Source organism: Streptomonospora salina (assembly GCF_014204715.1).
Lineage (GTDB): Bacteria > Actinomycetota > Actinomycetes > Streptosporangiales > Streptosporangiaceae > Streptomonospora > Streptomonospora salina.
The window spans coordinates 214,748-240,680 of sequence record NZ_JACHLY010000002.1; the positions used below are offsets into that span (position 1 = coordinate 214,748).

A 25,933-nucleotide genomic window follows, 5' to 3' on the forward strand; every position below is an offset into this window, starting at 1 on the left:
CGTTCATGGGGATGCCGCCCTTCCCCGAAGCCGCCAAGAGCGCCACCGAAAACTCCCAGATGCGCCACAACCTGCGTCTGGCGACCGACACGATCCGCGGCAAACGCGAATCCGCGGTCTCCGAACTCGACGACTGGTCCGACCTCCGCCAGGCGGGCAAGGCGGTCAAGGACCGCACGCTGCGCCATCTCGACACCTACCTGGAGCAGCTGGAGGAGTCCGTCACCGCCGCCGGGGGCACGGTGCACTGGGCGGCCGACGCCGCCGAGGCCAACGAGATCGTCACCGGCCTGGTGCAAGCCACCGGCGAATCGGACGTGGTCAAGGTCAAGTCGATGGCCACCCAGGAGATCGAGCTGAACGAGGCGCTGGCCCAGGCCGGGATCACCGCCTACGAAACCGACCTGGCCGAGCTGATCGTCCAGCTCAGCGACGACCTGCCCTCCCACATCCTGGTGCCGGCCATCCACCGCAACCGCGCCGAGATCCGCGAGATCTTCCGCGACCGCATGGCGTCGTGGGGCGTACCCGCTCCCGAGGAGCTCAGCGACGACCCCCGCGCACTGGCCGAAGCCGCCCGGGTCCACCTGCGCGAACGGTTCCTCGACACGAAGGTGGCGATCTCGGGCGCCAACTTCGCCGTGGCCGACAGCGGCTCGATGGTGGTGCTGGAGTCGGAAGGCAACGGGCGGATGTGCCTGACACTGCCGCAGACGCTGATCTCGGTGGTGGGCATCGAGAAGATCGTGCCGACCTGGTCGGACCTGGAGGTGTTCCTGCAGCTGCTGCCGCGCTCGTCCACCGGAGAGCGGATGAACCCCTACACCTCCACCTGGACCGGGGTCACGCCCGGCGACGGCCCCCAGGAGTTCCACGTGGTGCTGCTGGACAACGGCCGCACCGACGTCCTCGCCGACACGGTGGGGCGCCAGGCGCTGCGCTGCATCCGCTGCTCGGCGTGCCTGAACACCTGCCCGGTCTACGAGCGCACCGGGGGCCACGCCTACGGCTCGGTCTATCCCGGCCCGATCGGCGCGATCCTGACGCCGCAGCTGCGCGGAACCGCTTCGGAGACCGAGGCGTCCCTGCCGTACGCGTCGTCGCTGTGCGGGGCCTGCTACGACGTGTGCCCGGTGGCCATCGACATCCCCGAGGTGCTGGTGCACCTGCGCGAGGAGGTCGTCTCGCAGCCGGGGCACCGCGCGGAGAAGGCGGCCATGGGCGTGGCCGGGTGGGTGATGGGCGGCGAGCGCCGGCTGGACACGGCCCAGCGTGCGGCGTCGGCGGCACGCTCGTTCATGCCGCGGCGCATGCCCGGTCCGGCCTCGGCCTGGACCGACACCCGCGACATCCCCGACATCCCCGCGGAGTCGTTCCGCTCCTGGTGGCGCCGCGAGGGCGCGGAGCAGGCCCCCGATCCCGGAGGCGGCGAGCACGGACCGGACGCGCAGGAAGGCGGTCGGCGATGAGCGGCTCCCGCGAACGGGTCCTGGCACGGGTGCGCGCGGCCCTGACCGACGTCCCCCGCGACGAGACGCCGCAGGACGTGGACGTCCCGCGCGGCTACGCCCCCGACCACGACCAGGGCGAGGCCGTCGGGCTGCTGGTCGACCGGCTGGAGGACTACCAGGCGCTGGTGCACCGCACCACGCCCGCTGACCTGGCCGGCGAGCTCGCTCGGGCCCTGGCGCGGCGCGGCGCATACCGCGTCGCCGCGCCCGCCGACGCACCCGGCGAGTGGTTCGCCCACACCGAGCGGGACGTGGTGCGCGACACGGGCCTCGGCGTGGCCGACCTGGACGGAATGGACGGCGTGGTCACCGGGTGCGCTGCGGCGATCGCCGAGACCGGCACCATCGTGTTGGACGCGGGCCGGGCCCAGGGCCGGCGTGCGCTCACGCTGATCCCCGACTACCACCTGTGCGTCGTGCGCGCCGACCAGGTCGTGGCCGGGGTGCCCCAGGCTCTGCCGCGCCTGGATCCGCGGCGCCCGCTGACCTGGATCAGCGGCCCTTCGGCCACCAGCGACATCGAACTCGACCGGGTCGAAGGCGTGCACGGCCCGCGCACGCTGGAAGTGCTGATCGTCGAGTAGGCGGTGCGGCGCGGGCCCGCGCCGCACCGCCGGTCTCAGGCCAGGCGGGGCGGGAAGCCGCCGGTGGCCACGGGGCCCCAGCGCTCGGGCGTGATGCGCAGCAGCGCCTTGCCCTGGGTGCGCATGGCGCCGCGGTACTCGTCCCAGTCGGGGTGCTCGCCCGAGATCGCCCGGAAGTACTCCACGAGCGGCTCCACGGCGTCCTCGCCAGCGAGCACTTCGGCGGTGCCGTAGACCTGCACCCAGGGGCCGTCGAACTCCTCGGAGAGCACCACGGCGCTCACGGCGGGATCGCGCGCGGCGTTGCGGGTCTTGGCCCGCTCGGGGTAGGTGGACACGACGATGCGCCCCTGGCCGTCGACGCCGCAGGTGACCGGCGAGGCCTGCGGCTCGCCGTCGGCGCGGCGGGTGATCAGCACCGCCCGGTGCCGGGGTCGGACGAAGTCGAGCAGCTCCGCGCGGGAGACGCTGGTATTGGTGGCGATCGACGGGCTCATGAGCGGGTTCCTCCACAGTGGCTGCGGCCGGCCGGCGAGCCGCCGCGGGCCGCGCCGGCGACCGCGGCGGTATGCCGAATGGGCACTCTATCCCCGCCGAGCGTGCCGAGCCGCCCGGCTCGCGGGCTCACCCGGCGGCTCGGCGGTTTCGACGACGGCGAAGGACTCCGCGGGCAGGCGCAGGCGCGCGCCGTCGGCTTCGGCGGCGGCCGAGCACAGCAGCACCCGGCCGGCGGGCGGGTCCAGACCGATCTCTGCCGCCTCGGCGCGCAGGTTGCAGGCCACGCGCAGCCGCCCGCGGTGCAGTACCAGGACGCGCCCGTCGGGCTCGGCGTCGACGCGGAACCGGTCCAGGCGGGGGTCGGCGAGCTCGGGGCGGGCCCGGCGCAGCGCGACCAGGGCACGGTAGGTCTCCAGGATCTCCCGGTGCGGCGGGCTTTCGCGCTCGTCCCAGCACAGCACCGCGCGTTCGCGGGTGCGCGGGTCGAGGGGGTCGGGCACGCCGGATCCGTCCCAGCCGTGGGAGGCGAACTCGCGGCGGCGGCCCGCGCGCACCCCCTCGGCCAGGCCCGGGTCGGTGAAGGAGGCGAAGAACGGCCACGGGGTCGAGGCCGCCCACTCCTCGCCCATGAACACCATCGGCGTGTACGGCGAGCACAGCACGAGTGCCGCTCCGCAGGCGAGCAGCCCGCGCGGAACGGTGGCGGCCATGCGGTCGCCGGCGGCGCGGTTGCCGATCTGGTCGTGGTTCTGCAGGTAGGCGAGGAAGCGGTGGCCGGGGATGCGGGCGGTGTCGACGGGGGCGCCGTGGCTGCGCCCCCGGAAGGCGGAGTAGCCGCCGTCGTGGAAGAAGGCGCGGGCCAGCGCGGACGGCAGCGCATCGGGCGCGGTGAAGTCGGCGTAGTAGCCGTGGCCTTCGCCGGTGAGGGCCGTGTGCAGGGCGTGGTGGATGTCGTCGCACCACTGCGCGGTGAGCCCGTACCCGCCGGCGTCGCGGGAGGTGACGGTGGCGGGGTCGTTGCGGTCGGACTCGGCGATCAGCGCGAGCGGGCGGCCCAGACCGGCGGCCAGCGCGTCGGCTTCGGCGGAGAGCTCGGCGAGCAGGGGACGGGCGCGGGAGTCGTGCAGCGCGTGCACGGCGTCCAGGCGCAGGCCGTCGAGGTGGAAGCCGCGCAGCCAGCCCAGGGCGTTGTCGACCACGTAGCGGCGGACCTCGTCGGATCCGGGCCCGTCCAGATTGAGCGAGGGGCCCCAGGCGGTGTCGCCGGTGAAGTAGGGGCCGAAGCGCGGCAGGTAGGCGCCGTCGGGACCGAGGTGGTTGTAGACGACGTCGAGCAGCACGCCCAGGCCGCGGCGGTGGCAGGCGTCGACGAAGCGTTTCAGGCCGTCGGGGCCGCCGTAGGGTTCGTGCACCGCGCCCCACAGCACCCCGTCGTAGCCCCAGCCGTGGCCGGCGCCGCCGAAGGCGTTGACGGGCATCAGTTGCACGAGATCGGCGCCGAGACCGGTGAGGTGGTCCAGGCGCCCGATCGCGGCGTCGAAGGTGCCCTCGGGGGTGAAGGTGCCGATGTGCAGCTCGTAGACGACGCATCCGGGCAGCGCCCGCCCGCGCCAATCGGTGTCGGTCCAGGCGAAGTCGGCGTGGTCGTAGACGCGGGAGGGGCCGTGCACGCCGCGGGGTTGGCGCAGCGAGCGGGGGTCGGGCAGCGGCTCGCCGGATCCGTCGAGGACGAAGGCGTAGTCGTCCCCGGGGCGGGCCCCGGGCACGCGCAGGTGCCACCAGCCGCCGGCGCCCGGCCGCATGGCGCGGTCGTGGCCCCCGATGCGCAGGTCGACCCTGGTGCACTCCGGTGCCCAGACGTCGAACCGCCGTCCCCCGTCCTCGTCCACGCGGCGGGTCCTACCCGGGCCGCTGCGGGCTCACGCGCCGGGACGGCACAGCCGGTCAGGCCGGGCTGTAGACCGTGACGGCGAAGGATGCGCGCGCCGTGACGGGTGTGCCGAGGGCGGCCACGCGCTCGGCGATCCGCTCGGGTTCCACGTGGCGGGCGCTGGGTCCCATGGCCACGAGTGCGGCGGCCTCGCCGGGCGTCAGCGACAGCCCGACCTCCAGCTCCCGGGTGCGCTCGCGGGTGAAGTGCCCGCCGAGGCTCTCCTGAAGGCGCTCCGGTTTGTCGGCGTCGACGGTGACCAGGCCGAGCGCGGCGACCAGGTCCCGCAGGTGGTGGGCGGTGGGGGTGACGACGATCAGCGCGCCGTCGTCGGCGAGCACGCGGCGGAACTCGGCGGCCCGGCGCGGCGCGAACACGTTCAGCAGCACATCGGCCGCGCCCGTGCGCAGCGGCAGCCCGCGCCAGGTGTCGCAGGCGGCGGCGCCGGCGCGGGGGTGGGCGCGGGCGGCGCGGCGCAGCGCGAACTTCGACACGTCCAGCGACAGCCCGCAGGCCCGGTGCGCCTGCTCCAGCACCGCGGCGAGGTAGTAGCCGGTCCCGGCGCCGGCGTCGGCCGCCAGTCCGCCGGCGGCCAGGTGCGGCGCCGCGGCCTCGGCCACGTGCGCGGCCAGGGGCGCGTAGTGGCCGGCGTCCTGGAACTCCTTCCGGGCCCGCACCATGTCTTTGGTGTCGCCGGTGCCGGCGGTGCCGTGGCCGGTGAGCAGCCCGGCGTAGCCCTCGCGGGCGACGTCGAAGCGGTGGCCGGCGGCGCAGGCCAGCGCGTTGCCGGAGGGTCCGAGGGCGGCGCCGCACACGGGGCAGGCCAGCGCCTTCAGCACCGGTCCGGGCATCCGCAGCCGATCGAGGACGGCGGGACGGTCGTCGGTGGAGGCCATGGGTGCTCAGCTTACGGCGTCGCGGGCGGCGGCGCGGCCGCGGGCGGCCGGCGGCGCGCGTCCCGGCGGGTCGGCGGCGGTCAGTCGCGGACGAGCAGGGCGACGGGGTAGCGGTCCAGCAGGTCGGCCAGGGGCGGGCCGCAGTATCCGTCGGTGCGCTGGGGCAGCAGCACCCGGCCGGTGAGGGCGTCGGTCCAGGGGCCGCTGCCGCCCGGCAGCGGCAGGCTCGTGTCGCCCCATCCGCCGGCGGCGGCCAGCCCCACCGGCAGCCGGGTGGCGACGGCGACCACGTCGCGGCGGGGGCCGCGGGCGAAGGCGACGGCGTGGCCGGCCGCCGGGCCCGCGGCCTCCAGCGGCAGGTAGCCGCGCAGGTCGCGGCCGCGGCGCAGGTGCAGCGCGGTGCGGACCACGTGCAGCTTGGCTTCGCCGGTGGCGTCGACGTCGGGGCGCCGGCCGCGTTCCAGGCGCTCCAGGTGGGTCTGGCGGCAGGTGAAGTCGACGGGGCGCCGGTTGTCGGGGTCGACCAGGGACAGGTCCCACAGCTCCGAGCCCTGGTAGAGGTCGGGTACGCCGGGCCCGGCCAGGTGCAGCAGCTTCTGGCCCAGGGAGTTGCTCCACCCCGCGGCGCGGATCCGGGCGGCGAAGGCGGCGACGTCGGCGCACAGGTCCTCGGCCGAGAGCACCCGTTCGGGCCAGGCGGCGACCTCGGCTTCGAAGCCGGGGTCGCCGTCGATCCAGCCGGTGCGCTCCTTCTGCTCCCGGGCCGCCTTGAGCAGGTAGTCGCGCATCCGGGCTGCGCTGACGGGCCAGGTGCCCACCAGGCTCTGCCAGGCGAGCAGGTCCAGGGCGGGGTCGCCGATCCCGCAGGCGGCGCGCCAGCGGTGCACGGCTGCGGCGAATTCCTCGGGGATCTCGCTGAGCACCGCCAGGCGGGCGCGCACGTCCTCCGAACGCTTGGTGTCGTGGGTGGACAGCGCGGTCATGGTGGCGGGCCGGGCGGCCTCGCGGCGGGTGCAGCAGGAGTGGAACTCGGCCGGGCCGACGCCGAAACGGGCGGGGTCGCCGCCGACTTCGTTGAGGGCGACGAAACGGGTGGCGCGGTAGAAGGCGGTGTCCTCGGTGCCTTTGGCCATGACCATGCCGCTGGTCTGCTGGATGCGCACGGCGAGCTCGCCGGCGGGGTCGGCACGGACGGTTTCGTCGACGGCGTCGAGTACGGCGGCGAGGTCGGGGCGCGCGGCCCGGGCGCGCTCCACGGCCCGGTCCCACACGGCCCGGCCTTCGGGCAGGTAGCTGCGGTAGGCGCCGAACGAGGCGAGCAGTTCGGCGACGGCGGCCTCGGCCGCCTCCCGGTCGGCGGTGCCGGTCAGCGCCGCGATGCGGCGCACCTCGGGCGCGAGCGGTTCGCGGGCCGCGAACCGGCGCGACTCGGTCTGCACGGCGGCGGTGTCGGTGGGGGCGCCCAGCGACGCGGCGAGCTCGGTGAGGGCGCTTTCACCGGCGGGGTCCACGAACAGTCCGCAGACCTCGCGCAGCGCGTCGTAGCCGGTGGTGCCGTCCACCGGCCACGACGCCGGCAGCGCCTCGCCGGGTTCGAGGATCTTCTCGGCGACGATCCAGCCGTCGAAGGCCGCGCGCAGCCGGCGCAGGTAGCCGCCCGGGTCGCTGAGCCCGTCGGGGTGGTCCACCCGCAGGCCGTCCAGCTCGCCCCGTTCGGCCCAGCGCAGGATCTCGGCGTGGGCGGCGGCGAAGACGTCGGGGTCCTCCACGCGGACGGCTGCCAGGCCGGTGACGTCGAAGAAGCGGCGGTAGGAGAGGCGGTGGCGGCCGCGGCGCCAGGACACCAGCCGGTAGTGCTGGCGCCCGTGCACCCGGTCCGGGGGGTCGCCGGGGCTGTAGGTTCCCGGCGCGAGCGGGAAGCGCAGGTCCTCGTAGGTCAGGCAGTCGTCGGCGACGCCGAGGCGCTCCAGGGCGCCGGCTCCCCCGTCGCCGTCGTCGGCGAGCACGGGCAGTTCGAGGGGACCGGCCGACCAGTCGACGTCGAAGAAGCGGGCGCAGGAGGAGTCCCGCCCGCTGCGCAGCACGTCCCACCACCAGGGATTGGCGGCCGGCGCCGCGACCGACATGTGGTTGGGCACGATGTCGACCACCGCGCCCATGCCGCGTCCGTGCAGCCGCTGCACCAGCGTGCGGCGGCCCGGGTCGCCGCCCAGTACCGCCGATACCGACGCGGGGTCGGCGACGTCGTAGCCGTGCGTGGAACCGGGCGCGGCGGTGAGGATCGGCGACAGGTAGGCGGCGCCGGCCCCGAGCCGGTCCAGGTAGTCGACGAGGTCGGCGGCCCGGTCCAGGGTGAGTCCCGGACCGAGCTGCAGCCGATAGGTGGAGGTCGGGCGGTAGGGGTCCATCGGAGTGTGATCTGCCCTGCGCAAACGGTGTTGAACCACCGGTTCCGCGCCGTCCCGGCAGGCCCGGATCCCCGCCCCGGTGCGGCGGGCCGGGCGCGGCGGCGGTGCGCTGTCCGCCGTTCCGGGCGCACGCACTAGGATCGAGGAGTCCGCGACCGCCGCCGCTTCGACGAAAGGGCCCCTCCCCGATGGCCGCATCCGGTTCCGGCCCCCGCGTACTCCTGCTGAACGGGCCCAACCTCAACCTGCTGGGAAGCCGCGACCCGCACCAGTACGGGTCGGTGACCCTGGCCGAGGTCGAGCGGCGCGTCCAGGCCCTGGGCGCCGAGCTGGGCGCCGGGGTGGAGTGCGCGCAGAGCAACCACGAGGGCGAGCTCGTCGAGCACGTCCACCGGGCGCGCCATCTGGACGGCGTCGTGTTCAACCCGGGCGCCTTCGCCCACTACAGCATCGCGCTGCGCGACGCGATCGACGCGGTGGAGGTGCCCTGCGTCGAGGTGCACATCTCCAACGTCTACGCGCGCGAGGAGTTCCGGCACACCTCGGTGACGGCCCCGGTGTCGGAGGGCTACATCGCCGGCTGCGGTCCGGCCGGTTACGAATTGGGGCTGCGCGCCGTGCTCACCCGCATCGGGCAGCGGCGGCCCCGCTAGACGGCGGGCCGCGCCGGCGCCGTGGCGCCCGGGTCCACGACGGCCGGCGCCGCCCGGACTACGGCAGCGGCCGGTTTCCGCCCCCTCCCCGCAGCGACGACTGCGCACGTCGCGATACCTTCTAGGCGGAATCCGGCTATCCCGCCGCCATGTTCCGTTTCCGCACGAACCCTGCGTTCCACCCAGGGTTGCCGCTCGCACACAAAGGGGAATGACAGACCCGTGACCCCGCCCGGCCACCGCACCCTGTCCACGGCCGCCCTCGTCGGCGTGCTGGCGCTGACGAGTGCCTGCGGCAGCGACGACGCGCTCCGAGCGGGCCAGGAGCCGCCCGCCGCCCCCGAGGACATCGCCTGCTTCGGCGGCAGCGTCTCGGCGGCGGGCTCCAGCGCCCAGGAGAACGCCATGTACACCTGGATCGCGGGCTATCAGCTGGCGTGCTCGGACTCGCTCGTGCTCTACGACTCGGTGGGCTCGGGCGCGGGCCGCAGCCAGTTCCTCGAATCCGCGGTGGACTTCGCCGGGTCCGACGCCGCACTGGACGAGCAGGAGCACGAGCAGGCGCGCCGGCGCTGCGCCGACGGCTCCCCCGCCGTCAACATCCCCGGCTACGTCGTGCCCATCGCCGTGATTTTCGACCTGGAGGGCGTCGACGCGCTGAATCTGCCGCCCGAGACCCTCGCCCGGATCTTCAACCAGGACATCACCCACTGGAACGACCCCGAGATCGCCGAGCACAATCCCGACGCGGAGCTGCCCGACCTGCGCATCACCCCGGTCTCGCGCGCCGACGACTCCGGCACCACCGAGAACTTCACGGGCTACCTCACCGCGGCGGCCGGCGACGCGTGGCCGCACGACACCGGCGGCACGTGGCCGATCGAACCCGTCGAGGCCGCGCAGGGCAACAGCGGCATCTCCGAGGCGGTCGAAGCCGGCTCGGGAACGATCGGCTACGTCGAGGCCTCGCACACCGCCGACATGGCGACCGTGTCCGTGGGTGTGGGCGGCGAATTCGTGGACGTGTCCCCGGATTCGGCGTCGCGGGTGGTGGAGTCCTCACCCGAGCGCGAAGGCGGGACGGAGCACGACCACGCCCTGGAGCTGGACCACGGCACCACCGAATCGGGCACCTACCCGATCGTGCTGGTGACCTACGAGGTCGCCTGCATGCGGTACGGGACCGAGCGCGAGGCCGAGCGCGTGCGCGCCTTCCTCGACTACGTGCTCAGCGAGGAAGGGCAGGAGGCCGCCTCCGCCGAGACCGGCTCGGCCCCGCTGCCCGCCGACACGCGCACGCGGCTGCGCGCGTCCGTGGCCGAGATCACCTCGGTCGGCTGAGGGAATCGGGAGGCGTTCGGAACCGGCGGGCCCCGATCGCACGTCGGACCGGTTCCGGCCGATCGATGCGGGGGCCGCCCGGCGGCGCCGAAGCGCCGCCGCTCCCGCTAGGATCATCCGGACCCGCCCCCTGCCTTTACCCATCCCTTCGTCGATTCCTCCGAGGACGCCCGATGAACCAGTTGCAGTCGCTGACCCAGCTCGCTGTGCGCCAGCGGATCCGCATGATGGTCAACCAGTACGAAGTGCGGGCTCTGCTGCCCGACGGCACCGAGGGCGAACTGCTCGCCTTCGCCCAGCAGAAGCGCATGGCCTTCAAAGAGCAGGTGACGCTCTACACCGACGACAGCAAGCAGTACCCGCTCCTGGGCTTCAAGGCCCGCCAGGTCGTCGACCTGGGCGCGACCTACGACGTCACCGACCACAACGGGCAGCCGATCGGCAACTTCCGCAAGGACTTCAAGCAGTCGCTGCTGCGCTCGACGTGGCACCTGGAGCAGCCCGGCCTGCTCACCGCCACCGGCCAGGAGCGCAGCCAGGTCCTGGCCGTTCTGCGCCGCTTCATCGACGCGGCGCAGATCGTCCCGTACCACTTCGACTTCCATGCGGGCCAGTACCCGATCTTCAGCGTCGACAAGCGCTTCGGTGTACGCGACCGCTACACCGTTCAGATCCCCGACCCCAACGTCGACCGCCGGCTGATCATCGCCATGGCCGTCGCGCTGGACGCGCTGCAGGCCCGCTGAGGGCCGCTGCACAGCGCCGTCGGCCCGGCGGCGCCCGCGCCCCCGGGCGATCGCACGACCCGGGCGTGTGCGGCTTACCTCGCTTATTCCACCGGGATCGGCCACACTACTGGAAGTTGCCGGCACGGACCCGGGCCAGTCCGCGCGTGTCCCCATGACCTCAAGCCCCCTTGCAGCCGGGGACCGCGTGTCCCGGGTCCCTGCCGGCAACAGCCGGGGCCGGCTCGCCGCCGGTCACAGCGCAGCCGCCACCAGCACCCCCATTTCCGCGGCGAGCCCGCGCACCTCCAGGGTGTGCAGACCCGCCGGGCGCAGCAGGGCCTCGTACTCGCCGGCGGTGCGCTCCCGGCCCGCGGTCATGACCATCATGTGTACGTCGAAGGCCCGCGACAGCCACGGGTTCCGGTCGTCGGGCATGACCCGCTCGACGATCAGCAGGTGGGCGGCGGGGCCCATCGCCGCCGCGCAGTTGGCGAGGATGCGCCGGCAGGAGTCGTCGTCCCAGTTGTGCAGCACCCGGGAGAGCACGTAGACGTCGGCGCCGGCGGCGACCTCGTCGAGGAAGTCGGCGCCCGCCAAGGTGCAGCGGCCCCGGTCGATGTGGGGCGCCAGCCGCTCGCGTGCGCCGGCCAGGGCCTGGGGGCGTTCCTGCAGAGTTCCGCGCAGAGCGGCGTCGGCGTCCAGCAGCCCGGCGAGCCGGCTCCCGTCGCCGCCGCCGATGTCGGCCACGTGCCGGGCCCGGGAGAAGTCGTAGACCTCGGGCAGAGCGTCGGCCGGCGACCCGCCCGCCGCCATGCCGGCGTCGAAGAGCGCGGCGTCACCGGGGTGCTCGGCGAGGTGGGTGTAGACGTCGCGGCCGTGGACGGCTTCGAAGGCCTGCTCGCCGGTGCGTACCGCATCGGTCAGTCCGCGCCAGGCGGCGGCGAAGAAGTCGCTGCGGTAGAGCAGTGCCAGGTCGCGCATCGACGAGGGGTGCCCGCTGCGCAGCAGCTCGCCTGCCGGCGCCAGAGCGAAGCCGTCGCCGCGCTCCTCCAGCACCTCCAATCCGGCCAGCAACCGCAGCAGGCGCAGCAGCGGGTCGGGGGCCAGCGACAGTTCGCCGGCGAGGTCACCGGCCGCGGCCGGGCCGCGGCCCAGCCGGTCGATCACGCCCAGCCGCACCGCCGCGGCTACGGCGTCGGCCAGCCACGGCCCGGTCAGCAGCCGCAGCAGATCGCGGCTCTCGGCATCGCTCGCGGTCATCCCGCCCCCGTCCAACCCGCTTGCCCGGCACCCCAACCGTAACGCTGTGTGGGACCGCGATCACCGCCGGAGTCCGCAGGCGCGGCGAACCGGGACCGGTGTCCGGGCGACGCCCGGCCGTCACATCCAGTGGCGCCACTTGAAGACCGCGTAGAGCGTCACGCTGATACCCGCCATCACCAGCAGCGCCAGCGGGTATCCCAGCGCCCAGCCGAGCTCGGGCATGCGGGCGAAGTTCATCCCGTAGATGCTGCCCACCAGGCTCGGGGCGAACAGGATGGCCGCCCACGCGGAGATCTTCTTGACGTGTTCGCCCTGGCGGTAGCTGGCCTCGGTGACGCGGCGCATCTCCTCGTTCTGGGCTTCGCTGACGAGGGTGGCGTTGACGGTGAGGATGCTCTGCAGCATGTCCCGGAAGCCGTCGACACGCTCGGCCACGGTGGTGGCGTGGTCGGCGACGTCGCGCAGGTAGCGGCGCATCTCCTCGTCGGTGCCGAACTCGTCGAAGGCCTCGTTGAGCGAACGGAGTACGGGCAGGAGCGGGCGGACTGCGCGCTGGAACTCGATGACCTCGCGGGAAAGCTCGTAGATGCGCCGCGACACCGCCGCGTCGCCGTCGAAGACCTGGGTCTCGATCTCGTCGATGTCGTTCTGCAGCCCCGCCACGACCGGCGCGTAGCCGTCGACGACGGCGTCGAGGACGGCGTAGAGCACCGCTTCGGGCCCGCGTTCGAGCAGATCGGGGTTCTCCTCCAGACGCCCGCGCACCGCCGAGAGGTCGGGGGCCTGGTCGTGGCGGACGGTGAGCACGAAATGCCGGCCCATGAACAGGTGCAGCTCCCCGAAGCGCACCTCCTCTCTGGCGTCCAGGTAGAGGGCGGATTTGAGGACGACGAAGAGAGTGTCGCCGTAGCGCTCCAGCTTGGGCCGCTGGTGGGCGACGATGGCGTCCTCGACGGCCAGATCGTGCAGTCCGAACTCCTCGGCGGCGGCCAACAGCTGGGAGCTGGACGGGCGCAGCAGCCCGATCCAGGCCATGGCGCCCTCGTCGTCGGGGGTGCGGCGGTGCAGCTCGGCGAGGTCCCGCAGCTGCTGCGGGGACTCCCGGCGCCGGCCGCCGACGTAGATGGCGGCGTCGATGACGCTGTCCTGCACCGGCGGCGCGGTGCCGTCGTCGTCGGTCCTGGGGTCCATGGAGTGCTCCGGCGGTCGCGGCCGGGCGGTCCTGCTGCGGTGCTCCTGGGTGCCCCGGATTCCGGGAAGCCACGCCAGCGGCTTGCGTTGGGCCATGGGCCAACCCCTCGTCATCGACGTGAGCGGGGCACGCGGCGCCGGCCGCATACCGGGACGGGACCGCGGCAGAAGCGAGAACGCGGTTGCACACCGTACCGGGAGGTCGGCCCGCCATCGGCCCCGCCTCCCGGTTCCGCTCAGGTACGCGATGCGGTTCCATGCTACCCGCGCCGCCGCGGCGGGGGTCGGCGCGTTGCCCGGTATACGTGCGCCGTGGTGCGATGGAGTGCGTGGACGGCTCCGAGACGACCCGCGCACCCGGCGCACCGGTGCGCCGGGTGCGCACCGCGGCGGCGCGTCCGCCGTGGACGAGGTCCGGTATCTGCGCGCGGAGGCGTGGTCGGCGATGAGCGAGCCGCTGTTCGGGGCCGAACCCGTCACCGTCGCTCCGGGTGCGGTGCACCTGCCGGGATGGCTGAGTGTCGGCGCCCAGCGCGATCTGGTCCGGCGGTGCCGCGCATGGTCGCGCGGCGCCGGGGGGATGGTGCGGCACCGCATGCCGCGCGGGGGCGTGATGAGTGTACGCATGACCGCCCTGGGGTGGTTCTGGGAGCCCTACCGCTATTCGCGCACCCTGCCGGACGGCGCGCCGGTTCCGCCGTTCCCGCCGATCCTGGGCGAGCTCGCCCGTGCGGGTGTGGAAGCCGCGTTCGGGGCGCCGCCCGGGCCCGCCGACCCGCCCCACGACGTGGCCCTGGTGAACTTCTACGACGCCGACGCCAGAATGGGCATGCACCAGGACCGCGACGAGCAGGCCGACGTGCCGGTGGTGTCACTGAGCCTGGGCGACACCTGCGTCTTCCGGTTCGGCAACACCCGGACCCGCACCCGCCCCTATACCGACGTGGAACTGGCCAGCGGCGACCTGTTCGTGTTCGGCGGCCCGGCCCGCATGGCCTACCACGGCGTGCCGCGCACCCGGCCGGGCACGGCCCCGGCCGGTATCGGCATGGAGCGGGGGCGGCTGAACATCACCGTCCGCGCCTCGGGCCTGGAATGAATTCCGGACCCGGCGGGGTCCGCGGGCCCCGCCGGTCGGCTCAGCCGCGGATGAGGTCGCGCAGGTTGACCCACAGCAGCGCGATCACGACCAGCGCCGTGGGAACCAGCAGGGCGATGCGCCAGGCGACGGCGAAGGCCGCGATGATCCCGGCGATCACCGCCAGGATCACCAGCACGATCGCGATGCCGGTCAGAAAAGCGGTGAACCTGCGCCGGGCGATGGCGTCGACCATGGCGAAGACCAGCACGACGCCGATCATGGCCGGCGCGGTGTAATCGCTGCGCAGCAGCAGCATGCCGCCGAGAGCGAAGATGAGCAGCGGGGTGCTCAGCGCCGCCCACGCGTGCAGGAACCGGGTGGTGTTCTGCTCGCCCGAGGCGTAGGGCAGGTGCGGCTGCACCAGGTGTTCGGCGGGTGCGGGGACGATGGGCCGATCGCTGTCCAGGGCCTGGCGGCAGGTGTCGCGCTCGTCGGCCATGAGGGCGCGCTTGCGGTAGACGCTCGCCAGTTCGCGCTCGTCGGTGCGGACGCGCTCGTCGTGCTCTGCGGCGCGGGTCCGGGAGTGGCTCTGGTGGCCGAGCACGATGCGGGCGGCCGACAGCCGGCGCAGAGCGTCCCGGCGCCGGACGATGTCGCTGTCGGCCTCGGCGATGCGCTCGTCCAGATCGCCCACGTGCGCGGCGAGTTCGGCGCGCCGGTCCTGCTCGGTGGGCGAGACCTTCTGCAGGCCCACCCAGGCCAGCGGGTCGGCCCAGGACCAGCGCACGGTCCCGTCGCGCTCGTAGCGGGGGCCGCTGGGCGCGCGCTCGCCTTCGAAGAAGTCGCCGGTGTCGCGTCCCCAGAGGCCGCGGAAGCCGCGCACCCAGGGGGTGTCGCCGTCGACGGCGTGGGCGTACCACTCGCGGTCGCCTCCCGGGCCCACCCGCACGCCGTCGCCGCGGGCGTAGTCGACGAAGGGAACGCCGATGCCGTGCCGGACGATGGCGCTGTCGCTGCCGAACAGCCGCAGGGTCAGCTTGCGCCACAGGCGCACGATGCCGCGCAGCACCGCGGGGTCGACCTGGATGAGGTAGTCGCCGGGAAGCATCTGGTGGGAGTGGGAGCCCGCGCCGACGTAGACCACGGGGTGGTCGCCTTCCCGGTGCAGCTGGGGATCGTCCCAGCTGCGGCGCAGGTCGTCGCCGTAGTACTCGTGGGAGGAGGCGCCCACCCAGGCGGGGCGGGGACCGTCGTCGGGGTCGTCCACGAGGTAGACGGTGACCTTCTCCCAATCGGCCTCGTGGTCGTTGACGCCGCCGTAGGTGGAACGCCAGTCGTTCATGGCGTAGAAGAACCAGTACTGCAGCGCGGTGTAGCCGCCTTCGCGCACCACGCGGCCGTAGTAGCTGGCCGGGCGGTCAGCGCCGCCGCCGACCCGGTCGCGGTAGCGGGTGGCGGCCGCGGCGGCGACTCCGCCGGGGACGGCGCCGCGGATGAGCAGGGAGAGCTTCATCAGGATGTCGACGACGCGGCCGAGCACGCCGACGGCGGCCAGCCTGCCGCTGCGGGGGATGACGCGGCGGGCGGAGCGGCGGTGCCGGCGGGCTTCGGCGCGCAAGGACGCCTCCTGCACGAAGCGCAGGTGCTTGTCGCGGCCGGGCAGTTCGTGTTCGGCGCCGGCGAGGCGGTCGAGGGTGAGTTCGCCCGCGGGGACGCACTCGTACTCTTTGCCGTCGCCGTCCTCGCACCACAGGCTGCAGCAGCCCACGTAGGCTTCGACGTCGGCGGGGAAGAAGAGCTCGCCGCGGGTGAACACGAGGATCGGCTCGTAGGCGCGCAGGAGTTCGAGATCGAGATCGGTTTCCGTACCCATGATTGTGTGTGACTTTATTGCATCCGGAGCGGGCCGCGAACCGCGCGGAGGCTGCGGCGACCGCGCGCGGCACGGGTCGCGGCCACGACCGCCGCGGCCGCAGCCCATCGGCGGGCGGGGTCGTGCACAAGAAGCGCGGGGGCGCCCCGCCGAGCGGGGAGCCCTGCGGCCCTGTCAGCCCGCGTGTGCGTGCCGGCGCGCAGTGTCGTCGGCGGCACCCCCGGCGGGCGGGACCGCGGGCGCCGCCGCCCCGTCCAGGGCCTGAGGGGCGCCCGCCGGTCCGCTCCGGCGGTCCCGCACGGCTCGGCCGTCTCCGCGGGCGGCGCCGATCCCGGCGGCCACCACCAGCGCCATGCCCCCGACCTGGACGCCGACGGGCGACTGTCCGATGACGGCCATACCCATGGCCAGACTGACGGCGGGTTCGAGGCTGGCGAAGGTGGAGAAGGCGGTGCGGCTCATACGCTGCAGCACCACCATCTCCAGCAGGAACGGGATCAGGGGGAACAGCACCGCGATCGCCAGGGTGATGCCGAGCACTCCGGCCGGATCGGGCGCGGCCAGGACCTGCGGGACGCCCAGCGGGGCGGTGACGGCGGCGCCGACGGCCATCGCCACCGCCAACCCGTGCACCGCCCGGAACGTGCTGCCCACGCGCTGGGTGAGCACGATGTAGAGGGCGACGCACACCGCGCCGCACAGGCCCAGGGCGACGCCGACCGGGTCGGCTCCGCTCGCCCAGGGACGGGTGAGCAGCAAGACGCCGCCCACGGCCGCCGCGATCCACACGGCTTCGCGCCGCCGCCGCAGCGCCAGTACGGCCACCGTCAGGGGGCCGAGGAACTCGACCGCGGTGGCGGTGCCCAGGTCCACACGGGCCGTGGCTTCGGAGTAGAACACCATCATCCCCGCGCTGATCGTGCCCAGGATCACCGCTGCGCCCAGGTCCCGCGGGGTCGCCGAACGCAGAGCGCGCCACAGGGGGCGCCCGCCCAGCGCCGCCAGGATGAGCGCGGCCCACAGCAGGCGCAGCCAGGTCACACCCATCGGCCCGGCCTCGCTGAACGCGCGCACTGCCAGGGCGCTTCCGGTGTGCAGCACGAACATACCCGCCAGCAGCAGTACGGCAGGCGGTATCCGTCCCAGGGCAGCACGAACCGCGGTCGAGGAGGAGGTGATCATCCGACCATTGCACTCACCTCGTCTGTTTCTGTCCACGGACCATAGGCGGATCGATCATGTAGTTTCGGTGGATGGATTTGACACGGCTGCGGCTGCTGGTGGAGCTGGAGCGGCTGGGCACGATGGCGGCGGTCGCGGAGACGACCGGGATGGGCACCTCGGCGGTGTCCAAGCACTTCGCGGTGCTGGAGCGCGAGGCGGGGACGCAGCTGCTGGTGCCCGACGGCAGGAGAGTGCGCCTGACCCCGGCAGGGCACCGGCTGGCCCGCCACGCGGTGGACATCCTCGCGCGCGCCGACACCGCCCGCGCCGAGCTGGCGGGCGAAGGCGCCCCCGTGGGCCAGGTGGACCTGGTCAGCTTCATCAGCGTCGCCGGCCCCATCGTGCTGCCGGCGGTCCGCCGCCTGCAGTCCGACCACCCCGGCATCGACGTGCGGCTGATCGAGCACGAGCCCGACGAGGCACTGGAGCTGCTCCAGTCGGGCACGGTCGACCTCGGCCTGGTCTACGACTACAGCCTGGTGCCGCGGCGGTTCCCCGGCACACTGACGCTGCGCCCGATCGGCACCGAACCGCTGCTGCTGTCCCAGCCCTCGGGCGGGGCGGCCACAAGCCGCATCATGACCCGCCGCCGGCTGTCCGGGGCGGCCGAGTCCTCGTGGATCGCCAACTCCCGCGGCAGCGACGAGGACGAGCTGGTGCGGCGGATGTGCGCCGGTGCCGGTTTCGCTCCGCGCATCCGGCACCGCATCGACAACCTGGAGGTCGTCGAGCAGCTCGTGGCCGCCGGGATGGGCGTGGGCGTCATGCCCAAACTCGCAGCGGCCGCGCGCCGCGGGGTGGTGCACTCCCCGCTGGGCGATCTCGGCGGCACCCGGCGGATCTCGCTGGCCAGCAGCACCGGCGGGTGGTCGTGGCGCCCGATCACGCTGCTGGCCCGCTACCTGTGGGAGCAGGCGCGCGGCGTACTGGACGACACCGCACCGACGCCGCCGGTCTCCGGCGGAGCGGAGGTCGCCGGGGACCCCGAGCCACCGCCGGGCTGAGTCCCGCCCCGGCCTCCGCGTCCTACCCCCGGGGACCGTGCGGCGCGGCGCTTCAGGCCGCGCCGCCCCCCGAAACCAGCAGCGGGCTCGCCGCGGGCACCGGAACCTTGCTCGCCGCCTCGCGCACCGCGCTCAGCAGCGGCTCCGCGTCGTAGCCGGCGCGGGTCACGACGACGACGTGGCGGCGGGCGGTGTTGCGCACCGTGCGCACCACGACGTGCGGCGCGGGCATCCCGGTCCAGCCCAGCCGCGGCATCAGCGCTACCCCGAGCCCGGCCCGCACCAGCGCGAACACGGCGCTGAACTCGTGGACGGTGTGGGCCACCTGCGGCTGGAACCCGGCCTGGTGGCAGGCCGCGGCCACGCAGTCGTACCACGGCGACCCCGGCGGCGACATGATCCAGTGGGCGTCGGCGAGGTCGGCGCCGAGTTCCAGGTCGGTACAGGCGGCCAGGGGGTGCTGGTAGGGCAGGACCACGTCGAAGGGCTCGACCATGACCGGGGCGAGCCGGAATTCGCCGGTGGCGTTGGGCGGGATGTCGGAGGACATGGTGACGGCGATGTCCAGCTCGCCCGAGCGCAGCATCTCGGTGGACCGGTCGGGTTCGGCCTGCACGATCTCGAAGCGCCACCCCGGGCGGGTGGTGCGCAGGGCGGCGACCGCCGGGGCGACGAGGTCGCAGATCCCGGTGGCGAAGGAGCCGACACGGGCCGATCCCACCCGGCCTTGGGCGTACTCGGCGAGGTCGGCTTCGGCGCGCTCCATCTCGGCGAAGATCACGTCGGCGCGCTCGACGAGCAGGCGGGCGGCACCGGTGAGGATGAACCTGCGCCCCTGCCGTTCGACGAGGGCGACTCCGGCGTCCTTGGCCAGTGCTGTCAGCTGCTGGGAGACCGCCGAGGGGGTCACACCCAGCGCGTCGGCGGCTGCGGCGACCGTCTGGTGGCGGCCCAGTGCCTGCAGGAGCTGCAACCGGCGCACATCGATCATGCCGCCAATGTAATCCGCCGGAAACACCCGGCCGGGGCACCGCACCACCGTATTCAACAGCAGCGGTTACGCAACGCCACCGGATCCGCGGGCTCGCGTCACCCGCGCAAGATACCCCGGATTCCGGATATATGACCGCTGTCCGGCGTCTTCGTTGGACACGGAGCATCAGCGGACCCGATCCGCCGCGCCGCAGCCGACTACCGTCAGTCGTCGCCGCGCGTCCTCGCTTATGTCGGAGCACACACCGCGGTGGCCGGCGCCGTACGCCGCAGTGCTCCGGGAGCGGGCCGCCGCGGAAGCGGCACAGGACGAGTACCGCCCGGTGGATGCGAGTCAGGGCGCGGCTGCCGTCGGGGGACCGCACCGACGGCGCTCGGCGGCCGGCAGCTTCGGGACGTCGAGGACGGATTCCCTCCGCAGCGACGACCTCGCCGACCTCGAATCGAAACCGCCCCCGCTCAAAGAGTTCCTGCTGGCCAACCGAACCGCCCCCGCTCGCCGAAGCGGCATCGGTGGCCTGAGGAGGCTCAGCCGTGTGTCCTGTCCCGCCGTCAGCACTTCCCGCGCTGCCGAGGGTCTGCACTTTGCGGGGCATCGTGAGCGGTTTTTCCGAATCCATGGACACCAGGGAGGTGCGGACGATGGAGCACGGCCGGACGACGCAGCACCGGGGCGACGGCCGGCACTGATCCGCTGCTTGCGGCGCGGGCGGCTTCGCCGGGTGCCCGGCACCGGGACGCGCTCCGCCTCGTTCACGGCGATCCGTGGACATCGAGACCGACAGTGACGCCACCGGACATGGCTTCGGCAACCACGGAACCCGTGGAGGCCCAACGGTGATTCAACGGCGTCGATCGCGGGAGTTCCCCCGGGGCGGGCTCGCCGGCGCGATCCGGAGCAGATCGTCCACCAGGCGCGCCACGACGGGCGCGGCGACACCCGCCCGCCGAGCCGCACGCAGCAGCGCACCGCCCAGCGCGTCGACCTCCATGGGCCGTCCGGCCTCGCGGTCGCGCAGCATCGAAGGTTTGACGGCGCCCGGTGCGGCGTCGAACATCTCCACGACATGGGCGGTGTCCAGGTCGATGCCGCCGGCGGCGGCCACCGCGGCGGTCTCCTCGGCGACGCCGATCATGTCGGCGCGGCGCTCGGTACGGGCGGTTCCCAGGTCGCTGCGATGGTGCGTGCACACCAGCGCGGTGGCCAGAAGGAACTGGTACTTGCGCCACAGGACGGCGTCTTCGTCGTCGCTGAGCCGCACCTGCAGCCCCGCCGAGTGCAGCGCCGCGGCCAGGCCCTCCACCCGCTCGGGCGGCGCACCGGAGTAGGCGATGTCCAGCGCGGCGAACGGGCTGGTCTGGCTGATGCGGCCGGGTTCGGTGCGGGTGGACTCCACGCGGATGGAGGCCCCCAGCACGTGGGCGCGGGGATAGTACGACCGCAGCAGGTCCAGGTGCTCGTAGCCGTTGAGGAGCGGGACCACGAGCGCGTCCGCGGCCAGGTGCGGAGCGACGCGCTCGAGAGCCGCCTCCAGCGCCGTGGCCTTGGGGGCGACCACCAGCACGTCGGCGGGTTCGCCGGCGACCGGTACGGCGGGGACGTCGGCGCGGAAGCGGCCGAGTACGGCGGAGTCGACGTGCAGGCCGTGCTCGGCGATGCGGGCGGCGGTGGGTTCGGTGGCGACCACGGTGACGGCGCGGCCGTCGCGGGCGAGCGCTCCGGCTAGCAGCCCGCCGACGCCGCCGGGGGCGAGCACGGTGGTGCGGCCGGGCTCGACCGCCCGGGCGGGGTCGGGAGTGGGGTCGCTCATACGGCGGTTCGCCTCCTCGTCGCACGGCCGGCGGACGCCGCGCAGGGCGCCCACCGCGGTGGGCCAACACTGCCATCCATGTTGGACCGGGCGGCCCCGGGGGTAGCCGCGGCCGGGACGGTCGCGGACACCGACCCTCCGGATTCCCCGGCGGCCCCAACGAGGGAGCAGGACGTGAAGATCGCACGATCTTTCTTTAACGTCACGACACTGCCACCTTTTCCTCGTGTCGCGGCGGCATTGCGCTCACCGGGGACGTACGGTCGAAACACAGCCCACCTCGCCGCTCGGTCTGTGCCACGGGGGCAGACTCGGCGAGACCGGGGTGCGCGGACGCATCGAGAACGGGTGGAAAGAACATGGAAACTTCGTTGGCGACCAAACCGCGCGGTGGAGTTCCGGCGCTGCGCTTCCGGTACCTGAACCCCGGCGACGTAGACGAGCTCGCCGGCCTGTGGGCGGCGCTGCACGAGCGCCACGAATCCACGGCACCGCACCTCGAGGACATCATCACCCGGGTGAACGCCGACGAGTCCTGGCGCCGCCGCCGTGCGCAGTACCTGGCGTGGCTGCACGAGCCCGAGACGCTGGCCGTCGTGGCCGAGCGCGAGGGCGTGTCGGTGGGCTATGCGATGGTGACGATCCGCGAGAACCAGCAGGGCTCCTGGGACCGCGGCTCGCGCGTGGCCGTCGTGCAGACCCTGGCGGTCCTCCCCGACCACGTCGGCACGGGCGTGGGATCGGGCCTGCTGGACGAGCTGCGCAGCCAGGTCGGCGCCATGGGCATCCACGACCTGGAGCTGACGGCGCTGGCCACCAGCTCCGAGGACATCCGGTTCTTCGAGCAGGAGGGGTTCCGCCCCTTCGTGACGACGATGGTCAGCCGCATCGGCGGCTTCGGCGGCCACGACTAGGGCGCAGCGGCCCGCGGCACACGCGCGAGGGCACCGCCCGGGACGGGCGGTGCCCTCGCGCGTGTGCCCCCGGCGTTCGCGGAGAGGCCCCGCGCCCGGGATTCCGCGCCGCTCAGCCCCCGGCCGCGGGCCGGTCGTCGGCCTCCCCGGCCAGGAGTTCGTCGTAGACACCGATCTTGTAATCGAGATAGCGCACGGTCTCCTCCGTGCGCTCCATCTCCGCACGCAGCCGCTTCCGGTGCTCCACCAGCATGCCGCGCCGCCGCGCCGCCGCCTCCGGTCCCCGGCGGACGAGCCGGGCGTATTCGAGCATCCCCCGGATCGGCATGCCGGTGTCCCGGAGCCGGTTGATCAGCTCCAAGCGGTCCAGTTCCCCCTCGCCGTAGACCCGCTGGCCCGACGCCGAACGCGGAACGGGGTCCATCAGCCCGATGCGCTCGTAGTACCGGAGGGTGTCGGCGGAGAGCCCGGTGCGGTCGGCGGCTTCGGAGATCGACAGTCCCTGCGTCGGCGCGGTGCTCATACCGTCGAATCTAACCGCGGCCCGTGGACGGTCCGCACCGTTCGGGGCACCGCGCTTGCCCTGGAGCGCGCTCCAAGCGGCAGGGTTCGGGGCGCGGCGCCGCTCCGCGGCGCAGCACCGACCTCGCAGTGCGGCTGACGGAAGGAGGCGGGCCGTTGCTCGCCACGAACACACTCGGTACCGGCGGACCCGCGGTCGGCGCGATCGGCTTGGGGTGCATGGGCATGTCGCACGGCTACGACCCGCACGGGCGCGACGACGCGGCCTCGGCCGCGGTGATCGGCCAGGCCCTCGACGCCGGAGTGAACCTGCTGGACACCGCCGACGTCTACGGGCCCTGCACCAACGAGGAACTGGTGGGCGCGGCGCTCGCCGGCCGGCGCGACGAGGCGGTACTGGCAACCAAGGTCGGGCTGGTCGCCGACGGGCGCCATCCCTTGGGGCGCCGCAACGACGGGCGCCCCGAGCACGTCCGGGCGAGCATCGACGCGAGCCTGCGCCGGCTGGGCACCGACCGGGTCGACCTCTACCAGCTGCACCGCGTCGACCCCGAGGTGCCGATCGAGGAGAGCTGGGCGGCCATGGCCGAAGCGGTCGCCGCGGGCAAGGCGGGGCGCATCGGGCTTTCGGAGGTGTCGGTCGCGGAGATCGAGCGGGCGTCGGCGGTCCACCCGGTGGCGTCGGTGCAGTCGGAGCTCTCGGTGTGGACCCCCGAGGCCCTGGCCGACGTCGTGCCCTACTGCCAAGCGAACGGCATCGCCTTCCTCGCTTACGCGCCGCTCGGGCGCGGTTTCCTGACCGGGCGCTTCAGGAGCGCCGACGACATCGCCGACGGCGACTGGCGCCGCACCAACCCGCGCTTCCAGCCCGACGCGCTGGACGCCAACAGGGCGATCACCGACGCCATCCGCCGCATCGCCGAGCGACGCGGCGCAGGCCCCGGTCAGGTGGCCCTGGCCTGGACACGCGCCCAGGCCGGATGCGTGGTGCCGATCCCCGGCACCAAGACCCCGCGCTACCTCGCCGAGAACGCCGCGGCGGCCGGTGTCGAACTCACCTCTGAAGATCTGGCCGAGCTCGACGCCGCTCCCCCGGCGGTGGGGACGCGCTACCGCTTCGTCGGCAGTGCTCGGCCGTGAACGGCGGATGTGTAGCCGACCCTCCCGCGTAGCGGGGCGCGGCACGCTGATTCGCCCGCAGGGCGAAACAGCGCCTGGCAACGTGTGCGCGTCGGGTACCGCCGGACGGGCGGGAACGGGGCCGTCAGGCTCGAAAGCCCGTGGAGACCGGGTGAGACCGGCCTCACGGTCGGCACAGGTCGATGAAGCGGGAAGCCATGGCCGTGCCGCGCGATGCGGTGCGGGCCGGAATCCCCCGGCTTCAGCCGGGGGAGCGCGTCAACGAGACCGCCCCGGCCGCGCCGCGCACGGCCGGGGTACCGCGCCGGCGGCGCCGTGCCGCTAGGCTCGGCTGCGTGGCAAGCGACGCGAACACCTGCAATTTCCCCGGTTGCGCACGCCCCGTGCCGCGCAGTTCCTCGCCCGGTAGGCCGTCGCAGTACTGCGACCTGCCCGAGCACACCCGCTGGCGGGCCTGGCGGGAGCGCCAGCGGCTGGAGCAGGAGACGGCCGAAGGCACGGTCGAAGAGGCGCGCGCGGAGCCCGCGCCCGGCGATCAGGCGCCGTCGTCGGCCGGGGCCGGTCCCGTCACCGAGGCGCGCCTGCGCGCCGAGGACCTGCTGACCCGCTTCTCGGTCCAGGCCGAGCAGCTCGCGGCGACACTGGGCACCGCGCGCGAAGCCTTCGCCACGATGACCGATCCGGCCAGTGTGGAGGCCCAGGTCGAGGCGGCGCGGATCGACGCCGCGCGGCGGGTGGCCGAGGCCGAATCGACCCGGTTGGCGGCCGACAACCGCCGCCGGGCCGCCGACCAGGCACGCGGCGGCGCCGAAGAAGCGGCGGCGTCGGCGATCTCGGCTGCGGGCGCGGCCGAGCGCATGGCCGACGAGGCCCTGTCGCGGCGCCGGGACGCGCTGGCCGAGCGCGACCGCGCCGCCGGGGAGGCCGAGCGCGCCGGCGCCGAGCGCGACGCGGCCCGTGCGGAGTACGAGGCCGGGCTCGCCGAGGCCCAGCGCCGCGTCGACGCGGCGGAGCGCGCGGCCGCCGAACGCGTCGAGACCGAGCGGCAGCGGGCCGAGGCCGAGCTGGCCGAGGTGCGCGAGCGGGCCCGGCGGGAGGAGGCGGCGCTGCAGGAGCGGCTGGAGGAGCGGCGCCGCGCCGCCGAGGAGGCCGACCGGCGGGCCGAGGAGGAGCGGCGCGGCGCCGAACGGGCCGAGGCCGAGGCCGCCGAGCTGCGCGGCCGCGTCGAGACCCTGGCGGGCGAGCGCGACCGGGCCTCCGAGGCGCTGGAGCGGTCCCGCGCCGCCGCGGAGGAGGAACGCGCGCACCACCGGGCCGAATCCGCGCGCCGGCAGTCCGCGGCCGCCGACGCCCTGAGCGAAGCCAAGCAGGACGCCGCGGCGCGGTTGGCCGCCGTCGACGACGCGCGCGCCCAGGCACTGCACCGCGCCGAGCGCGCCGAGGGGCAGCTGGACGAGGCGCTGGCCGACCTGAAACGCCTGCGTGCGCTGGTGCCGGCCGAGACCGCGTCCGCTCCGGAACGCTCGGCCGACGGTTCCGGCTGAGGCGCCGCGCGCCGCGGCGGCGTTTTCCGGCGGAGGCCGGCCCCCGTGCGGGGCTCCGGCGCTAAAGTTTGGTCTAGACCTCTGCCCCCGCACCGGGGGCAGCGACCCCGGGACGCGCAGAGAAGAGGGCGGATCCATGACACAGCTGGTCGACGTCAGCCATCAGATCACGGCGGGAATGACCACCTATCCCGGCCTGCCCGGGCCGGACATCGACGACCACCTGTCCTTCGAACAGTCGCAGGCGACCTACGCGCAGGGCACCGAGTTCACCATCGGCCGGATCTCCCTCGTCTCCAACACCGGCACCTACCTCGACACACCGGCGCACCGCTACCGGGACGGCGCCGACCTCGCCGACTTGGAACTGGAGAAGATCGCCGACCTGCCGGGCACGGTGATCGACCGGCGCGACAGCGACGAGCGGGCGATCACGGCCGAGGACGTCACGGGCGCCGACGTGGCCGGGCGCGCCGTGCTGCTGCGCACCGGCTGGGACCGGCACTGGCGCTCCGAGCGCTACGGCTCGCCCGAGCACCCCTACCTGACCGCCGACGCGGCGCGTGCCCTGGTCGACGCCGGCGCCGCGCTCGTGGGCATCGACTCGGTCAACATCGACGACACGTCGCCGCAGAGCCAGGGGGCGCGTCCGGTGCACTCGCTGCTGCTGGCCGCGGGCGTCCCCGTGGTCGAGCACCTGTGCCTGCTGGACCGGTTGCCCGAGACGGGGTTCGCCTTCTTCGCCGTCCCGGTCAAGATCCGGGGTATGGCGACGTTCCCGGTGCGGGCTTTCGCCATCGTGCAGTAGGAGGTCCGCGGCGCGG

Annotated in this window: 22 protein-coding genes; 11 read left to right on the plus strand and 11 right to left on the minus strand. The window is 74.1% G+C overall.

Annotated elements, in window-relative coordinates:
• Positions 1 to 11: 11 nt before the first annotated feature.
• The gene (locus HNR25_RS23940) at positions 12 to 1,469 is read left to right on the plus strand and encodes a LutB/LldF family L-lactate oxidation iron-sulfur protein (protein ID WP_184640571.1); all 1,458 of its coding nucleotides are present in this window, start codon (positions 12 to 14) and stop codon (positions 1,467 to 1,469) included.
• Positions 1,466 to 2,095 (plus strand): LutC/YkgG family protein, encoded by a 630-nt coding sequence (locus HNR25_RS23945; protein ID WP_184640117.1) that lies wholly within the window; start codon positions 1,466 to 1,468, stop codon positions 2,093 to 2,095. Before HNR25_RS23940 ends, HNR25_RS23945 begins: the two co-directional genes overlap by 4 nt.
• Before the next feature lie 35 nt (positions 2,096 to 2,130).
• Here the strand turns inward: HNR25_RS23945 and HNR25_RS23950 are convergent, their stop codons facing one another.
• From HNR25_RS23950 to treY, 4 genes are all read right to left on the minus strand, one after another.
• Positions 2,131 to 2,592, minus strand: coding sequence for a PPOX class F420-dependent oxidoreductase (locus HNR25_RS23950; RefSeq protein WP_184640119.1), 462 nt, complete (start codon positions 2,590 to 2,592; stop codon positions 2,131 to 2,133).
• Between the two features lie 87 nt (positions 2,593 to 2,679).
• Complete coding sequence (gene treZ, locus HNR25_RS23955; protein ID WP_184640121.1) at positions 2,680 to 4,482, minus strand: malto-oligosyltrehalose trehalohydrolase; 1,803 nt, start codon at positions 4,480 to 4,482, stop codon at positions 2,680 to 2,682.
• A gap of 55 nt (positions 4,483 to 4,537) precedes the next feature.
• Positions 4,538 to 5,419, minus strand: coding sequence for a putative RNA methyltransferase (locus tag HNR25_RS23960; RefSeq protein WP_246464754.1), 882 nt, complete (start codon positions 5,417 to 5,419; stop codon positions 4,538 to 4,540).
• Between the two features lie 80 nt (positions 5,420 to 5,499).
• Positions 5,500 to 7,827, minus strand: a complete 2,328-nt coding sequence (treY, locus tag HNR25_RS23965; RefSeq protein WP_184640123.1) for a malto-oligosyltrehalose synthase — start codon at positions 7,825 to 7,827, stop codon at positions 5,500 to 5,502.
• Positions 7,828 to 8,015: 188 nt separating this feature from the next.
• Between treY and aroQ the strand changes: the two genes are divergently transcribed.
• The 3 genes from aroQ to HNR25_RS23980 all read left to right on the plus strand — a co-directional run bounded on the left by aroQ (position 8,016) and on the right by HNR25_RS23980 (position 10,567).
• Positions 8,016 to 8,480 (plus strand): type II 3-dehydroquinate dehydratase, encoded by a 465-nt coding sequence (gene aroQ, locus HNR25_RS23970; protein ID WP_184640125.1) that lies wholly within the window; start codon positions 8,016 to 8,018, stop codon positions 8,478 to 8,480.
• A gap of 222 nt (positions 8,481 to 8,702) precedes the next feature.
• Complete coding sequence (gene pstS / locus HNR25_RS23975; RefSeq protein WP_184640127.1) at positions 8,703 to 9,821, plus strand: phosphate ABC transporter substrate-binding protein PstS; 1,119 nt, start codon at positions 8,703 to 8,705, stop codon at positions 9,819 to 9,821.
• 173 nt (positions 9,822 to 9,994) lie between these two features.
• The gene (locus HNR25_RS23980; protein ID WP_184640129.1) at positions 9,995 to 10,567 is read left to right on the plus strand and encodes an LURP-one-related family protein; all 573 of its coding nucleotides are present in this window, start codon (positions 9,995 to 9,997) and stop codon (positions 10,565 to 10,567) included.
• Between the two features lie 234 nt (positions 10,568 to 10,801).
• On the opposite strand, the gene HNR25_RS23985 is transcribed toward HNR25_RS23980, so the two are convergent.
• Together HNR25_RS23985 and HNR25_RS23990 are read right to left on the minus strand one after the other, a co-directional pair.
• Positions 10,802 to 11,809: a methyltransferase gene (locus HNR25_RS23985; RefSeq protein ID WP_184640131.1), complete on the minus strand. Its 1,008-nt coding sequence runs from the start codon at positions 11,807 to 11,809 to the stop codon at positions 10,802 to 10,804.
• Between the two features lie 120 nt (positions 11,810 to 11,929).
• Positions 11,930 to 13,099 (minus strand): magnesium and cobalt transport protein CorA, encoded by a 1,170-nt coding sequence (locus HNR25_RS23990; RefSeq protein ID WP_184640133.1) that lies wholly within the window; start codon positions 13,097 to 13,099, stop codon positions 11,930 to 11,932.
• A gap of 349 nt (positions 13,100 to 13,448) precedes the next feature.
• Between HNR25_RS23990 and HNR25_RS23995 the strand changes: the two genes are divergently transcribed.
• A complete protein-coding gene (locus HNR25_RS23995) occupies positions 13,449 to 14,102 on the plus strand; it encodes an alpha-ketoglutarate-dependent dioxygenase AlkB family protein (protein WP_184640575.1) in 654 nt (217 codons plus the stop codon).
• Positions 14,103 to 14,142: 40 nt separating this feature from the next.
• On the opposite strand, the gene HNR25_RS24000 is transcribed toward HNR25_RS23995, so the two are convergent.
• Positions 14,143 to 15,957, minus strand: coding sequence for a hypothetical protein (locus HNR25_RS24000; RefSeq protein ID WP_184640135.1), 1,815 nt, complete (start codon positions 15,955 to 15,957; stop codon positions 14,143 to 14,145).
• A gap of 174 nt (positions 15,958 to 16,131) precedes the next feature.
• On the minus strand, positions 16,132 to 17,139 hold the full coding sequence (locus HNR25_RS24005) for an EamA family transporter (protein ID WP_184640137.1): 1,008 nt from the start codon (positions 17,137 to 17,139) through the stop codon (positions 16,132 to 16,134).
• 71 nt (positions 17,140 to 17,210) lie between these two features.
• Between HNR25_RS24005 and HNR25_RS24010 the strand changes: the two genes are divergently transcribed.
• On the plus strand, positions 17,211 to 18,185 hold the full coding sequence (locus HNR25_RS24010; RefSeq protein WP_184640139.1) for a LysR substrate-binding domain-containing protein: 975 nt from the start codon (positions 17,211 to 17,213) through the stop codon (positions 18,183 to 18,185).
• A 52-nt stretch (positions 18,186 to 18,237) separates the two neighbouring features.
• Here HNR25_RS24010 and HNR25_RS24015 read toward each other — a convergent pair whose 3' ends face one another.
• Both HNR25_RS24015 and HNR25_RS24020 read right to left on the minus strand, forming a co-directional pair.
• Positions 18,238 to 19,176, minus strand: coding sequence for a LysR family transcriptional regulator (locus tag HNR25_RS24015; RefSeq protein ID WP_184640141.1), 939 nt, complete (start codon positions 19,174 to 19,176; stop codon positions 18,238 to 18,240).
• A gap of 844 nt (positions 19,177 to 20,020) precedes the next feature.
• On the minus strand, positions 20,021 to 20,989 hold the full coding sequence (locus HNR25_RS24020) for a ketopantoate reductase family protein (RefSeq protein WP_184640143.1): 969 nt from the start codon (positions 20,987 to 20,989) through the stop codon (positions 20,021 to 20,023).
• Between the two features lie 359 nt (positions 20,990 to 21,348).
• Between HNR25_RS24020 and HNR25_RS24025 the strand changes: the two genes are divergently transcribed.
• A complete protein-coding gene (locus HNR25_RS24025) occupies positions 21,349 to 21,903 on the plus strand; it encodes a GNAT family N-acetyltransferase (RefSeq protein ID WP_184640145.1) in 555 nt (184 codons plus the stop codon).
• A gap of 112 nt (positions 21,904 to 22,015) precedes the next feature.
• Here the strand turns inward: HNR25_RS24025 and HNR25_RS24030 are convergent, their stop codons facing one another.
• Positions 22,016 to 22,426 carry a MerR family transcriptional regulator gene (locus tag HNR25_RS24030; RefSeq protein WP_184640147.1) on the minus strand — a complete coding sequence of 137 codons (411 nt, stop codon included), beginning with the start codon at positions 22,424 to 22,426 and terminating at the stop codon, positions 22,016 to 22,018.
• 155 nt (positions 22,427 to 22,581) lie between these two features.
• On the opposite strand from HNR25_RS24030, the gene HNR25_RS24035 reads away from it, so the two are divergent.
• The 3 genes from HNR25_RS24035 (at position 22,582) to HNR25_RS24045 (ending at position 25,917) form a co-directional block, all read left to right on the plus strand.
• Positions 22,582 to 23,565 (plus strand): aldo/keto reductase, encoded by a 984-nt coding sequence (locus tag HNR25_RS24035; RefSeq protein ID WP_281387818.1) that lies wholly within the window; start codon positions 22,582 to 22,584, stop codon positions 23,563 to 23,565.
• A 335-nt stretch (positions 23,566 to 23,900) separates the two neighbouring features.
• Positions 23,901 to 25,109, plus strand: a complete 1,209-nt coding sequence (locus tag HNR25_RS24040) for a coiled-coil domain-containing protein (protein ID WP_184640149.1) — start codon at positions 23,901 to 23,903, stop codon at positions 25,107 to 25,109.
• A 136-nt stretch (positions 25,110 to 25,245) separates the two neighbouring features.
• Positions 25,246 to 25,917, plus strand: coding sequence for a cyclase family protein (locus HNR25_RS24045; protein WP_184640151.1), 672 nt, complete (start codon positions 25,246 to 25,248; stop codon positions 25,915 to 25,917).
• Positions 25,918 to 25,933 lie beyond the last annotated feature (16 nt).

Bases quoted from the DNA above. Each gene is read 5' to 3' on its own strand.
- HNR25_RS24045 (WP_184640151.1), top strand. From the start codon at position 25,246: ATGACACAGCTGGTCGACGTCAGCCATCAGATCACGGCGGGAATGACC.
- HNR25_RS24005 (WP_184640137.1), bottom strand. From the start codon at position 17,139: ATGATCACCTCCTCCTCGACCGCGGTTCGTGCTGCCCTGGGACGGATA.
- HNR25_RS23980 (WP_184640129.1), top strand. From the start codon at position 9,995: ATGAACCAGTTGCAGTCGCTGACCCAGCTCGCTGTGCGCCAGCGGATC.
- aroQ (WP_184640125.1), top strand. From the start codon at position 8,016: ATGGCCGCATCCGGTTCCGGCCCCCGCGTACTCCTGCTGAACGGGCCC.
- treY (WP_184640123.1), bottom strand. From the start codon at position 7,827: ATGGACCCCTACCGCCCGACCTCCACCTATCGGCTGCAGCTCGGTCCG.
- HNR25_RS23990 (WP_184640133.1), bottom strand. From the start codon at position 13,099: ATGGCCCAACGCAAGCCGCTGGCGTGGCTTCCCGGAATCCGGGGCACC.
- HNR25_RS24030 (WP_184640147.1), bottom strand. From the start codon at position 22,426: ATGAGCACCGCGCCGACGCAGGGACTGTCGATCTCCGAAGCCGCCGAC.
- HNR25_RS24025 (WP_184640145.1), top strand. From the start codon at position 21,349: ATGGAAACTTCGTTGGCGACCAAACCGCGCGGTGGAGTTCCGGCGCTG.
- HNR25_RS24020 (WP_184640143.1), bottom strand. From the start codon at position 20,989: ATGAGCGACCCCACTCCCGACCCCGCCCGGGCGGTCGAGCCCGGCCGC.
- HNR25_RS23940 (WP_184640571.1), top strand. From the start codon at position 12: ATGCCGCCCTTCCCCGAAGCCGCCAAGAGCGCCACCGAAAACTCCCAG.
- HNR25_RS23960 (WP_246464754.1), bottom strand. From the start codon at position 5,419: ATGGCCTCCACCGACGACCGTCCCGCCGTCCTCGATCGGCTGCGGATG.
- HNR25_RS23950 (WP_184640119.1), bottom strand. From the start codon at position 2,592: ATGAGCCCGTCGATCGCCACCAATACCAGCGTCTCCCGCGCGGAGCTG.
- HNR25_RS23995 (WP_184640575.1), top strand. From the start codon at position 13,449: ATGAGCGAGCCGCTGTTCGGGGCCGAACCCGTCACCGTCGCTCCGGGT.
- HNR25_RS23945 (WP_184640117.1), top strand. From the start codon at position 1,466: ATGAGCGGCTCCCGCGAACGGGTCCTGGCACGGGTGCGCGCGGCCCTG.
- HNR25_RS24010 (WP_184640139.1), top strand. From the start codon at position 17,211: ATGGATTTGACACGGCTGCGGCTGCTGGTGGAGCTGGAGCGGCTGGGC.
- HNR25_RS23985 (WP_184640131.1), bottom strand. From the start codon at position 11,809: ATGACCGCGAGCGATGCCGAGAGCCGCGATCTGCTGCGGCTGCTGACC.
- HNR25_RS24000 (WP_184640135.1), bottom strand. From the start codon at position 15,957: ATGGGTACGGAAACCGATCTCGATCTCGAACTCCTGCGCGCCTACGAG.
- HNR25_RS24015 (WP_184640141.1), bottom strand. From the start codon at position 19,176: ATGATCGATGTGCGCCGGTTGCAGCTCCTGCAGGCACTGGGCCGCCAC.